Genomic DNA, 13,326 nt, shown 5'->3' with positions numbered 1-13,326 from the left:
TATAAGGTTTAACATTAAATTACATCTTTCACATCTGCGGAAGGTAATTATAAGGCAGGGAAGAGGTCATTTCCACCACACAATTATCTTATTAGGAGGGTAAGCAATGAAAAGGATATTGGTTTCTGGTGGGGCAGGACAGATAGGCTCTGAGTTGGTTCCTGCCCTAAGAGAAAGGTACGGGGCAGACAACGTAATCTGCGGAGACATCAAGATACCTCAAGGCTCCCTGGCAGAGGATGGGCCCTTCGTCCAGTTGGATTGTCTTGACGAAGAAAAAGTCATAGAAACAATAAAAAAATTCAACGTAGGAACCATATACCATCTACCTGCCCTCCTCTCGGCAACAGCGGAGAGGAACCCTCAAAAAGCGTGGAACATAAACATGAACGGCCTCTTGATAGCATTGGAGGCAGCAAGAGAGTTCAAATGCTCCATTTTCGTGCCTAGCTCCATAGCCGCGTTCGGTCCCTCGACCCCGAGGGTGAAAACCCCACAAGATACGATCCAGCGGCCGCAAACCATATACGGCATCACCAAGGTAGCAGGAGAACTTTTATGTGACTACTACTTCATAAAGTGGGGCGTTGATGCAAGAGGAGTTAGGTATCCTGGGATAATCTCATACAAGACTCCGCCTGGCGGAGGCACCACAGATTACGCAGTGGACATTTTCTATGGAGCCATAAAAGAAAAACGCTACGAATGCTTCCTCCGGGAAGATACGAGACTGGACATGATGTACATGCCCGACGCTGTAAAAGCTGCCATCTCCCTTATGGAGGCCGATCCAAGCAAGCTCGTACATCGAAACGCCTTCAACATAACAGCCATGTCCTTTACTCCCCACGAACTGGCCCAAGAGATAAAAAAGCACATACCAGACTTCGTAATAAGTTATTCTGTGGACCCATTGAGGCAAAGCATAGCTGACACCTGGCCTGATTCACTGGACGACACATGCGCCAGAGAGGAGTGGGGCTGGTCTCCTGATTACGACATCTCCCAAATGACCAAGGACATGCTAGAAAACTTGAAGAAAAAACTTCTAAATTAAAAGAGTGAAGCTGGAGGAAGTCTCCAGCTTCACTCTTTTCTCCTCCCTAGGAGCACCTAAACTTAAATGTACTTTTTCTCATATGGCCAAGCCATTATTCCTCCTTCTAAGAGAGCTACTCTTTCAAAGCCGAGCCTTTTCAAAATGGTGTACCCATCCCAACCTCTTACAGATATCTTGCAGAAGGTAACGATCTCCTTATCTTTGGGAAGTTCCGAAGCCCTCTCCCAAAGGGCTCCCAGCGGAATGTTGACCACCGTATCATATGGCAGCGTCCCCTGCTCCTTAATCTCCTGAGGTGTCCTGGCGTCCAGAAGGATCGGCCTTTCCCCCTTGTCAAATTTCGCCTTGAGTTCTGAGGGACTATAGGAACACATTAGGTTATCTATCTTGTTCTTCAAGGTATTTGCAGCGTGGGTTACAGGGTCAAGGGCGGTAGAATATGGCGGAGCATAGGCCACATCTAGATTGCCCAGCATGTCTATGGTTAGGCCGCCAGTAACCGCCGCAGCCAGTACATCTAGCCTCTTGTCTGCCCTACCTTTACCGAAGACCTGGGCTCCTAAAACTTTTCTTGTCTTTTTGTCCGCTACTATCCTAATTACTATGGGCGCAGCACCTGGCATGAAATGGGGGGTATCGGCGTCCACTACCGTGACAGCTTCCGCGTCGAAACCTTCCTCGATAGCCTGCTCCCTGGTGAGCCCTGTCTTACCGATGGTATACTCGAAAGCCCTCATTATAGCCGTCCCGGCAACCCCGTGAAATATCGAATTCAGTCCCGCTATGTTGTCGGCTATAACTCTTCCCTGCCTATTTGCAACTGAACCCATGGGTTGCCACACTTTTTTGCCCGTAAGCACGTGATTTACCTCTACGCAATCCCCTCCTGCATATATGTCCGGATCGGAGGTCCTCATGTGCTCGTCCACCAGGATTCCTCCCTTTTCACCTATATCAAGCCCAGCCTCTTTCGCAAGAAGGGTATTGGGTCGCACTCCTATGGCCATGAGCACCATGTCTGCCGGGATCTCCCTCTTATCGGTTTTAACCGCTGTTATCTCCGAGTTGCTGCCCAATATCTCAACAACTTTCTCGCCACCGTAGAACCTGACCCCTTTCTCTTCCAAAGCCTTTTGGAGCAAAAGGCCAAACTCCGGCTGCATCATTGCCGGTAGAGGTGTCTCCAGAAGGTCCACCACCGAAACCTCTATGCCCTGATTAACAAGGGCCTCCACCACTTCCATGCCTATTAGTCCTCCGCCTATTATGACCGCCTTCTTTACGTTTCCGCTGTCTATTGCTGCGCGCATGGCCAAGGCATCGGGCATGTTCCAAAGGGTGAAGACTCTGGGAAAGTCAGAACCTGGAATGGGGGGCCTTATGGGTGATGCTCCTGTAGCGAGCACCAACTTATCGTAATCAAAGACCTTCTGCTCCCCTGAAGCCAAGTCCAAGGCCGTAACCTGTTTCTTTTCCCTATCTATCTTCATTGCCTGGTGTTTTGTGTGAACTGTAACGTGCTTTACCTTCCTAAAGAAGGTGGCATCCCTTACCACACCAATAGGGGTAGACATAAGGTCCTTGTACTCCTTGACCACTCCTCCTACGTAGTAGGGGAGCCCGCACCCTGCATAACTTAGATATTCGCCCTTTTCCAGTATGGTGACCTCCGCATCGGGAGCCACCCTCATCAAGCGAGCCGCCGTCTTCCCTCCACACGCAACCCCACCTATTATCAGAACCTTCATATCAATACCTCCCAGTCAAAACGTATTTACCAATCATGGCAATGCATACATAATACCTAATAGCCATTATATATTATAAAAGCTATCCTATTACCTGAATAGGTATTTTCACTACCACACAAAAAATTTCGATTGCTCCTTTTTCCACTGTTACAATCTACCTCAGAAGGGTAAAATAACAAAATATACCCTTGGAGTTAGGAGGAATAATAATGAACCTGGACTATATAAAGGGGCACATGGGCGGCAACCTCATAATCCTCCTCGATGGCAGGCAGCTTCCACAAGAACCTCAAAGACAGCTTGAAGCAGCTTTAGAGGTTCTAGGGCCTTTACGATTGCACGGGCATCAGGCTGGAATTTTTACCCCCACTGACAAGCCCAGGACGATCGGTGTAAAAATAGTGGACATAACCAACAGGGACTTCATACCAGCATGCGGTGGTCTGACGCAGGTGACAGGAAAGGCCTTGGCCACCACAAATTGGGCAAACCGCTTCAACGTCGAGAACACCTCTGACAACTTCTACGTAATCCTTGAAACGGACGCGGGAGAGACCAGATTGGACATAATCACAAAAGAAGAAGGGATAACAACTTACACCGACATGAGCTCTTTTGCAGAGCTGTTGCGCTCCATAGGCATACATAAAATCGAAGTGGATGGAATTTCGGTATTCCGCTCCGGCTACTATCTGGTGGCGGACGCAGAAGAAATACGCAAAGCCTTCCCCAAGGCCAATTTTGAGAGTATGGACCCCTTCTCTGTAGAGGTTCTATCCAACCTACAGAGTAAATATCAAGAAGCGACAGGTACCTCTAACTTACATTTTTGCCTTTATGACAACAGGACTGAAAAAGAAGGGCATTTAAGAGCAGTATATCCCCACAGCGTGCAGGAAGGTCATATTGAACCTGCATGCGGAACGGGAAGTGTTGCTTTAGCCATGGCTCTCTTGATGACGGACGAAGGACAAAGATTGGGTTTGAGCGATGGTAAATCCATAAATGTGACTCTGGAAACCGGAGGTAAGCCTGTTTTAGGAGGTCCAGACGAAACAACCGTTGTAATATCCATTGAAGAAGACTCCCGAATAAAGGCAACCTTCAGTCACAGTCTCGTGGAGATAACCTCACAAGGAGTTGTTTTCGTATGATCAAGCAACTCTTGTCGCCTTAGATCATGGAGGTGCACCTATGAAATTCACAAAAATGCAGGGCAATGGCAATGACTTCATAATTTGGGACAACAGGGAAGCAAAGCTATCCCTGGATGAAATACAAAAGACGGCCATAAAGCTATGCAGGAGGCGCCTCTCTCTTGGTGCCGACGGCCTCGTTGTTATAGACGTTCCCCACAATGAAGACTCCTCTTTCAGCATGCGCCTTTTCAACAGGGACGGCTCAGAAAGTTCCTTTTCCGGCAACGCGGCAAGATGCGCTGCGAGGTTCGCCTGTGAAAATAAAATAGCAGGTGCGGAAATGACCTTCGACACCACGGGAGGCACCATCAAGGCCATTGTCGAGGCTCCTTTCGTAACCCTAGAACTTGGAGAACTGGACACGAAAAATATCGTCTTGGACGCAAAGTTCACCTACATGGACGAGACTTTACCAGTAAACTACATGCATCTTGGGTGGCCCAAGAGCGCCCCTCATTGTGTGGTGTTTTTGGAGAAAAACGACTGGCGCCCCATGGAGAGCCTGGCCTCTTTCGCCAGAGCGATACAGAAGGACAAGGAGTTGTTCCCTGAAGGGGTGAACGTGAACTTCCTAAAAATACTGGATCATTACGCCATGGAAGTCTACACCTACGAAAGAGGGGTAGATGATTTCACCCTTTCTTGCGGGAGCGGCTCCGTTGCTGCGGCAGTGGCAGGATGGATAAATGGCTGGTGTGATTCTCCAGTAGAGGTTTACAATCCTGGTGGAACGAACATTGTCATAATAGAACCAAAAGATAACGATAAACTCCTCTCGGTGAAGCTCAAGGGAAAAGCGTCCTTGATAGCTGAAGGGTCCATATTCCCAGAAGCCTTATAGGAGGAAAGGACATGGAGCTTAAGTTCTCAAAGATGAACGGCAACGGCAACGATTTCATAGTCATAAACAACATGGACCTATCTGTAGACCCAACTTGCATGGGGTCTTTGGCGAGGCAATTGTGCAAGAGAAGGTTCTCCATAGGAGCAGACGGTCTCATATCCATTGAGCCATCAAAAGATGCCCACTTCACCATGCACCTTGTAAACAGCGATGGTTCCTTGGCTGAAATGTGCGGCAACGGCGCAAGGTGCGCCGCTCTTTACGCCTTCAAAATGGGCATTGCACCTAGAAACATGACCTTTTCAACCCCTGCAGGCAATATAGAAGCCAGCATCACCCCTAACGGCGTATCTATTTCCATGGGAAGGCTCTCCCTAGAAGGTGTCACACAAGAGCAATCAATGACGGTGGAAGGGCAAAACATTGTTTACTGGCACCTGACCGTAGGGGTCCCGCATACTGTCATATTCTTACCAACCTCGGCTCCTCAAAGTAAAGAAGCGTTACGAGAACTATCCATCGCCATACAGGGCGACATAAAAAGATTTCCTCACAGCACTAACGTAAACTACGTCAAGTTATACAAGGACAGCCTACATACCCTGACCTTCGAAAGGGGAGTAGGAGATTTCACACTATCCTGCGGGACAGGCTCCATAGCTTCTGCCGTAGTAGCTTTGCTAAGAGGAATGGTAAAGCCGCCTGTTAAGGTACAAAATCCAGGCGGCGTAAACTTGGTGCACTTCAAAGAAATTCAAAAAAACCTCTTAAAGGTGTCGTTGGAAGGACCTGCTGAATTTTCATTTGAGGGAGTGGTTACAATAGAGTAACACGTCCAACGTTTGCTTCCTCCAGCTCTCTCAAGTACGAAGACAGCCCCTCCAGGCCCTTCTTCAGGGTTTCCTTGCCGTAGGCGTAGCCTATTCTCAGCCAGTTCTCCCTATCAAAACACTTTCCAGGCACCAAGAATGTGCCATTTGTCCTGAAAAGGTCTATGCAGAACTCCTCTGATGGCTTGGCGTAGTCATAGAACAAAAATCCCGTCGTCCCTGCCTTTGGCCTAACCCACTTGATTCTCTCTTCGCTTTTCACCCAACTATCTACTATCTCAACGCTTTCTCTAACTATGGAGAGGTTCCTGGCCAAAATTTTCTCCTTGTTCTTTAAGGCCACCAAAGCCAAGGCCTCATCAATCTGGCCACAACTTATGGTAGTGTAATCTCTCCGCAATGCACACTCCCTTATGAAATCACTGGGCCCCGCCACCCATCCCAATCTCAATCCTGCAAGGGAGAACACCTTTGACATGCTCCCCGTGACAACTGCTTTTTCATATATGTCAACCATAGAGGGAACTTTATCCTCTTCCTTATGCTCCAACCCTCTGTAAGCCTCGTCGCACAATATCCACGCGCCTTTCTGTCTTGCCAGCTCAGCTATGTTCTCCATAAGGGCTCGATCAATAAGTGCTCCCGTAGGATTATTGGGATTGTTCAGTATTATTAGGTCCACTCCGTCCCTGCAAAGTCTTTCTAGCTCCTCCATGTCTGGTAAAAAATTATTTTCTGGCTGCAACTCAAGAAGTTTGACACAAGCTCCAAAAGCCTCCGGCAAGCTGTAAAGTTGTTGATAAGTGGGAGCCACGCTTACAACCCTGTGCCCCGGCTCGACCAAGGTAAACAGGGCAAGGAAATTAGCTGAAATGCCACCTGTGGATGTCAAAATGTTTTCTGGCTTAACGGACTCGTACAGTGAGCTGATTAGCTCCTTGAGTTGCGGATGGCCATGTATATTGCCGTAGGTTACCCGCATGCTTGTTATATCTTTTAGGATCTTTTCCTTTTCGCCAGAGAGCTCCAACAGTTCCTCCACCGTAAGAGAATCGACGCAGGTCTCTGCGATATTGTAAACTGCCTCCATCTCGTATTTGTTCATCCACTCTTCGACCCCAAAAGGCTTGATTTTCATGGTCAACCCCACCTTTTTGCTGTAATATTAGTCATAACAAAGTATGCACTGTCCCTTCCTTGTGGTCAAGGGTGACAACTTTAAACTCTATAATATGATAAGTTTTTAACAAAGGAGGAGCATGGCATGTCAATAAAATGGGATGAACATTTCAATAAAAAAACAAACGAAAGGCTAATCCTTTCCACTATAGGCGAAATGATGCGCCTAGCATCAGAAGAAAACGCCCTATCTCTTACTGCCGGCGAGCCTTACGACCTTCTCTACCCTTCTGAAGCTCTCAAGAGAGCCTTTGAAAAAACCTTGAACGGCAACCTGGTTTCTCACTTTTCTTATAGCAATGAGAGAATGGGAATTTACCCCCTTAGAAGCTGGATAAAAAAGTGGATGGCTGATGAGGGGCTCCTTCCTTCTTGGGTGACGGAAGAGAACATATTCATAACCAGCGGCTCCCAGGAAGGCCTGAACTTCGTAACGGAACTATTGCTGGAGGAAGGACAAACCATTCTTGTAGAATCCCCCACATATCCGGAAGCTTTGCTGGTTTTCACCAAGGAGGGAGCTCGCTTCCTCGAGGTCCCCTTGGAGGAGGACGGTCCAAACATTGAAGCGTTTAAAAATTTGCTCAAAAAAGAAAGAATTTCCTTTTTTTACTCTATAGTCAACTATCAGAATCCAACAGGATACTCCACTAGCGCACAAAAGAAGAAAGCTATACTGGAATTGGCAAGGGAACACAATTTCTTAATAATAGAGGACGACCCGTACCATCACCTTTACTACGATGCGCCACCTGAAAAATCTTACCTTTCCCTAGCGGGTGAAGACTGTCGAGTTATATATCTAGGAAGCTTTTCCAAGATCGTAGCCCCTGGCCTTCGAACAGGATGGGTAGTAGCTCCAAAGGAAGTCATAGATCAAATGTTGAAGCTGAGGGTTCTATCAACCTTGTGCCCCCAGACCCTTCCTCAAGAAGCGCTATTTAATTTCCTCCAAGAGACCAACATACCTGAATACCTGTCTAGTTTGAGGCACGCTTACAGACGGCACAGGGACGCCATGATAGAGGGCCTCGAAAAGTACGTAAAACCCCTAGGCCTTTCTTTCCAAATCCCAAAAGGAGGCTTTTTCATATGGGGGCGCATACCCATGATCAAAGACATGCATGACTTCGCAAGATTTTGCATAATGGAAGAAAAGGTTGCCTTCATCCCTGGAGACATTTTCTTTGCTGAACCTTCCAATGGGAAGGACACCATAAGGTTTTCCTTCGCCAAAACGCCCCCCGAAAAGGCCATAGAGGGATGCAGGAGACTTGGCTCCGCACTGAAAAAATATCTTGAACAACTCCAAAACTGATACGCAGGAGGCCTCAACCATGAAGGTAAGCACAAAAGGAGAAGATCTTTACCGATTTCTATTGGAGCTTGTCCGTATTCCAAGCGTATCCCCCGGAGCGGAGGAAAACAGGATAGCCAACTTCATAAAAGGGGTGCTGCAAGAAACGCCATATTTTAAGGAACATCCCCAGGACTTAATGTTAGTCCCCATGGAAAGGGATCCCTTCGGAAGACATATCCTCTTTGCCGTTGTAAGGGCCAAACCAGAAACAAGCAATACCCTTATCCTGATGGGACATATGGACGTAGTGGATACCAGCGCCTGTGGCACTCTCAAGGATCTGGCCTTTGATCCAGAACAATACACCAAGGAAATTAGAAAAATAAATCTTCCGCCAGACGCCAGAAAAGACTTGGAATCCGGCGAGTGGCTCTTTGGGAGAGGCATCTCAGATATGAAAGGTGGCATTGCCACAGGAGTAGCCATGCTGTGCGAAGCCGCTTGGGGCAACTTCTCCCCAGGGGTCAACCTTGCGGGGTTGTTCGTCTGTGATGAGGAAAACAACTCCGGAGGTATGTTAAGAGCCGTTTCTCTGCTTGCAGACCTTCAGGAAGAAGGCCTCAAGTTTTCAGGGTGCATAGACCTTGAACCCACCTTTGCAGGGGGAGGCGAAGGAGGACCTTCCATCTACCTGGGCAGTATAGGCAAGATAAACCCCTTTTTCTATTTTGTTGGTAAGGAAACCCACGTGGGAGAGTACTACGAGGGGCTAACCGCTGCTTCAATGGTATCCCAACTGAATGTAATCCTAGATGGAAACCCGAAGTTCGCAGACCAACTGGAGGGCATATCCTACCCCCCATATGGATGTATGCGGCAGGTAGACCTTAGGCGGGAATATTCCGCGACCATAATGACCAAGGCGATAGCTTTCTACAGCTATCTAACCGCCTCCAAAATGCCTAGAGAGATCATGGAGGAGATACTCCACCTCTCACTTGAGGCACAACGCAGGGCCACAGAACAATACGAAAAATATGCAAAGGAGTACATTGAAAGAAACGGATCTGGAGGCACCATAAAAAAATGGGAACCCAAGGCCTTCACATATGGGAAGCTTTTTTCCATGGCAAGGGAGAAACTGGGGGAACAAAAATTGAAAAAGCTAATTGAAGAAGCTCTGGGGGGATGCCCCAAAGGCAGCGATGAGCGCGAGAAAGCCTTTGCCATGATAGAGGCCATAGCCGAAGAATTGGATATACAACCTCCATTCTCAGTGGTAGGCATCCTTCCGCCATGGTACCCTCACAGAACTAACCTATGCCGAAACAAGGGGGAAAAGCTTATGCGACAAACCGCCCAGGTCGTGGCTACAGAGGCTCAGAGCAAATTCGGGGTGAATTTGAAGATAAGAAAAATGTTTGAAGGCGTGTCTGACCTCAGTTACTGCGGCTTCGAGGGATGTGCCGAGGACATGGAAGCGGTAAGAGACAACCTGCCAGGCTGGGGAGAACTTTACGATTTCCCAGGAGAAGCTCTATTGAAGCTGGATATACCAATTTTGAGCTTCGGTCCCCATGGAAAGGATGCTCATAAGAACACTGAACGAATACATGTTCCCTATTTCCTGGAAGTTTATCCCCAATTGTTGAAAAAGGCCATTGATACCATCGCTGAACTGTCAACTGTTTAAGGGACTAAGGGAGGGGGCAACTTGACCTTAAAGCTATTTTTAATATTGCTCCATAACATAGTCTCCTTTGTGATAAGGATTTTTATGCTCGTGAGCGTGCCCAGATGGCACCCCCCTGCTACTGCCATGGCCTGGCTGCTTGTCATATTTATCTGGCCAGTCCCTGGGTTTCTTTTCTACATACTTCTGAGCAGCCGGAAACTTCCCCAGAAACGAACTCAAAGGCACGAAAACTCCATAGCCAAACTCATGGAAGAAAACGATGCCATAGAAAGAATCCGTGAGTATACCATGCCACAATTACCAGAAAAACTTGAAAAGTTTGCGCGGCTGGGACAAAGTCTGGCCGACATGCCCGTAATGGGAGGAAATAAAATAAAGCCCATAACCAATACATATAAGCTCTTTGAGAACATCGCTCGGGACATAGACAGAGCAAAAGATCATGTTCACCTCCTTTACTTCATAATGAACGAGGACAAGGCAACCGCATGTATCATCCAGGCCTTGGAACGAGCAGCAAGAAGGGGCGTATCCTGCAGAATACTCGCAGATTCCATAGGTTCAAAAACTTTTCTGAAGAAGACGGCACCAAGGCTCAGAAAGGCAGGGGTAAAGGTCGTAGAAGCACTACCTCCTTCCCTATTCCGGCGGTTCAAAGCCAACGCCAGGTTCGACTTGAGGAATCACCGTAAAATTATGGTGATAGACGGCATAAAGGCTTATACAGGCTCCCATAACCTTATCGAACCCACATATAGACGAAAGGCAAAGGGCTTACCATGGTGCGACATCACCTTGTCCGTAGAAGGGCCAGTAGTAACCCAAATCCAAAGGGTATTCGTGGAGGACTGGTACGTGGAGACCGGGGAGTTCCTTCAAAATACCATACCTCAGCCGAAGCTTGACCCAAGGGACGTGCTCATACAAACCGTGCCGAGCGGCCCCTGCTATCCCACTGAGAACTACCAACGTCTCGTTGCTGCGGCTCTACACCAAGCCCAGAGAAGGATAGTGATAACTACCCCCTATTTGATTCCCGACGAAGCCCTTCTGGAGGCCATGGAGGTAGCTGTCCTAGGAGGGACACAAGTTCAGCTGGTGGTACCAGAAAAACCTGACCAGTTCCTGGCAGGAAACGCATCAAAGGCCTACTATGAACAAATCCTGGACATAGGGGTGGAACTCTACCTGTACAAAGAAGGTATCCTTCATGCCAAGACCATGACCATTGATGACGACCTTACGTTCTTCGGTACGAGCAATTTTGACATAAGGTCCTTTGAACTCAACTTCGAGATAAACCTGATACTGTATGGAAGGAACCCCCTGCTGGACATAAGACACATACAGGAAACATACATAGATTCTTCTAGAAAATTGACACTGGATGAATGGAAGAAAAGGCCTTTGTATGAGGAGACCATACAAAACGTCACTAAACTCTTCAGCCCTTTATTATAATGGTAATATGATCATGAAGTGTAGGGGTGTGAAGCTTGGGGAGGCGATAGCATGTCAAAGGAAAAAGTGCTCCTTTTGTTCGACAAAAATAGACCCTTTTGGACAAAAAAGCTGGTTGCACTTGCAGGAGAATCCCCTGAGGAACTGGACGTCTTAGAATCATTAGGTCTGGTGGCCCCCAGGGGAGATGGTTTCGTGTTGACCGAAAAGGGCAAAGAACAATTTCGCCGGTGGGCAGCGGAGTCATGGTTGGAAGAAGAACCCGGAGAGGAGCCAGAGGACATTGTCCTGGAGGAAAGACGTTTGGAGCTCGCCCTCCGGTTCGATTTGGGCTTCAAGGGCTTCAAGGGCCACAAACAAATATTTATAAGGCCCAAGCTGTCATTCTTCCCCAACCTCCCAAAGGATAGGATATATTCCTATACGGCCGGGAACTTTAAATGGCTTTTCATGAACGACCCCCTGATCCGAAATATGCAGGATCTTTTTCCAAGGGATAGAAAACCCAAGGCTGAAGATCTCAAGACCCTTGAAAAGTGGATTGCCGAAAGAAAGGTCTCCGTTGGAGAATTCGTCCCCGACCTTCTGTGCCTAAATCAGTGCGATTATGAATATTATTGGAGGGACAACGTACCTACAGACAGGTGGGGACTCTTGAACAAGGACAGAATATTTATAAGGTACCTTGCCCAACCGGAAAGTGCGACCATCGAGGATTTTGCAGAGGACATAGCCCAATATGCTCTGTTTCTGCTAGACAACAGGTTAGTATACCTTCCTTCATGCTTTGACATAGACACCCAGCAACAAAGCACTTTCACTTGGTGGATATGGTGCGTAGATACGGTCTCTCAGGCCAAGGAGCTTTCGCGAAAGCTAAAACCTTTGGCCAATATATTAGCCGCACCGGCATCTCCCACGGACCTTTGGCTCTTGACCATGGAGACCCTTCGGGCCTACGACAAAAAAGCTGAATCTTTCTATGAATTCGTGGACGAAGTTGCAAGGTGCATAACACGCTGAGGGAGGCAGACCAATGACTCTTCCCCAAAGGCCCTCAAAAGTCACTATATTAACTATTCTCTTCATAGGCATAATGGGCATTTCAACGGGCTCCATCTTTGCCAGATACGCCGAGGCTCCCCCCCTTGTCATATCAGCCTATAGAACGGGCATAGCCGCTTCGGTTATGGCCCCGATAGCGTTCATTTACCACCGCAAGGAGCTTTTGACTATACGAGGAAAGGACATGTTGTACGTTTTCATGGCTGGAACTTTCTTGGCCCTACATTTTGCCACATGGATAACGTCCTTGTTTTATACATCCGTGGCAAGCAGCGTTGTCATAGTGGAGACCATACCCATTTGGACAGCCTTGCTCTCCCCCCTGGTGACAAAAGACAAAACATCGTTGCTTTCCTGGATCGGCATAGGCTTAAGCTTCGTTGGAATGCTAATAATAACCACCGGAGATTTCAGCATTGGAGGCAAAGCTTTAATTGGCGACTTGCTTGCCCTGGCTGGTGCTTGGTTTGGAACCTTTTATTTTTTGGCAGGCCGGGTAGTTAGACCAAGGATGAGCCTTCCAAGCTATAGCTTCATATGCTACGGCACAGCTTGTTTGCTCCTTTTACTTACAAGCTTGGCCTTGGGTCTTCCACTCAAGGGATTTTCCACGCGCACGTGGTGGGCCTTCGCAGGAATGGGACTGGTCTCCCAAATCATGGGACACAGCAGCTACAATTGGGCACTAAAACACGTCAGCGCAGGGTTAGTGGCAGTGGCTCTGCTGGGAGAACCCCTTGGAGCTACTTTCCTGGCATGGTTGCTGTTCCAAGAGACATTGACTTTGGCCAAGGTGGTAGGAGGGGGCGCCATACTGGCGGGGATAGTTTTGGCAGTAAAAGGAGAAAAATCCTAGCGCCTCTTTTCAGCTTACTCAGCCATCCAAAAGGAGGTGGGAAAATTTGAACTCCGGCAAAAGCACCAAAACTTTTCTCATCCTA

11 protein-coding genes are annotated in these 13,326 nt (G+C 47.9%); 9 read left to right on the top strand and 2 right to left on the bottom strand.

The features are described from left to right. The first annotated feature begins 106 nt into the window (after positions 1–106). Entirely contained in the window at positions 107–1,057 is a 951-nt protein-coding gene (locus tag V7Z69_RS08625; protein ID WP_014163785.1) for an L-threonine 3-dehydrogenase, read from the top strand. Positions 1,058–1,119: 62 nt separating this feature from the next. Here V7Z69_RS08625 and V7Z69_RS08620 read toward each other — a convergent pair whose 3' ends face one another. Next, the gene (locus V7Z69_RS08620; RefSeq protein WP_334139613.1) at positions 1,120–2,808 is read right to left on the bottom strand and encodes an FAD-dependent oxidoreductase; all 1,689 of its coding nucleotides are present in this window, start codon (positions 2,806–2,808) and stop codon (positions 1,120–1,122) included. A 212-nt stretch (positions 2,809–3,020) separates the two neighbouring features. Between V7Z69_RS08620 and V7Z69_RS08615 the strand changes: the two genes are divergently transcribed. Genes V7Z69_RS08615 through dapF (V7Z69_RS08605) form a run of 3 tightly spaced genes read left to right on the top strand, consistent with a single transcriptional unit; the run spans position 3,021 to position 5,684 of the window. Continuing rightward, positions 3,021–3,965: a hypothetical protein gene (locus tag V7Z69_RS08615; protein WP_334139612.1), complete on the top strand. Its 945-nt coding sequence runs from the start codon at positions 3,021–3,023 to the stop codon at positions 3,963–3,965. Positions 3,966–4,005: 40 nt separating this feature from the next. Then, on the top strand, positions 4,006–4,851 hold the full coding sequence (dapF, locus tag V7Z69_RS08610; protein WP_334139611.1) for a diaminopimelate epimerase: 846 nt from the start codon (positions 4,006–4,008) through the stop codon (positions 4,849–4,851). A gap of 11 nt (positions 4,852–4,862) precedes the next feature. Then, positions 4,863–5,684, top strand: a complete 822-nt coding sequence (dapF, locus tag V7Z69_RS08605; RefSeq protein ID WP_334139610.1) for a diaminopimelate epimerase — start codon at positions 4,863–4,865, stop codon at positions 5,682–5,684. Here the strand turns inward: dapF (V7Z69_RS08605) and V7Z69_RS08600 are convergent. After that, entirely contained in the window at positions 5,671–6,822 is a 1,152-nt protein-coding gene (locus V7Z69_RS08600) for an aminotransferase (protein WP_014163790.1), read from the bottom strand. The genes dapF (V7Z69_RS08605) and V7Z69_RS08600 overlap by 14 nt on opposite strands. A gap of 126 nt (positions 6,823–6,948) precedes the next feature. Between V7Z69_RS08600 and V7Z69_RS08595 the strand changes: the two genes are divergently transcribed. From V7Z69_RS08595 to V7Z69_RS08575, 5 genes are read left to right on the top strand one after another with little or no spacing between them, the layout of a single operon-like run. Next, positions 6,949–8,181 carry an aminotransferase-like domain-containing protein gene (locus V7Z69_RS08595; protein ID WP_014163791.1) on the top strand — a complete coding sequence of 411 codons (1,233 nt, stop codon included), beginning with the start codon at positions 6,949–6,951 and terminating at the stop codon, positions 8,179–8,181. 19 nt (positions 8,182–8,200) lie between these two features. Next, the gene (locus tag V7Z69_RS08590) at positions 8,201–9,856 is read left to right on the top strand and encodes a M20/M25/M40 family metallo-hydrolase (RefSeq protein WP_014163792.1); all 1,656 of its coding nucleotides are present in this window, start codon (positions 8,201–8,203) and stop codon (positions 9,854–9,856) included. A 21-nt stretch (positions 9,857–9,877) separates the two neighbouring features. Further along, on the top strand, positions 9,878–11,320 hold the full coding sequence (gene cls / locus V7Z69_RS08585) for a cardiolipin synthase (protein WP_014163793.1): 1,443 nt from the start codon (positions 9,878–9,880) through the stop codon (positions 11,318–11,320). A 51-nt stretch (positions 11,321–11,371) separates the two neighbouring features. Beyond that, positions 11,372–12,343, top strand: coding sequence for a hypothetical protein (locus V7Z69_RS08580; RefSeq protein WP_014163794.1), 972 nt, complete (start codon positions 11,372–11,374; stop codon positions 12,341–12,343). 13 nt (positions 12,344–12,356) lie between these two features. Then, complete coding sequence (locus V7Z69_RS08575) at positions 12,357–13,241, top strand: DMT family transporter (RefSeq protein ID WP_334139609.1); 885 nt, start codon at positions 12,357–12,359, stop codon at positions 13,239–13,241. The last annotated feature ends 85 nt before the right edge of the window (positions 13,242–13,326 follow it).

The organism is Thermovirga lienii, assembly GCF_036847465.1.
GTDB lineage: Bacteria > Synergistota > Synergistia > Synergistales > Thermovirgaceae > Thermovirga > Thermovirga lienii.
The sequence above is the reverse complement of the archived record's forward strand: the minus strand, read 5'-3'. Positions and strand labels throughout refer to the sequence as shown.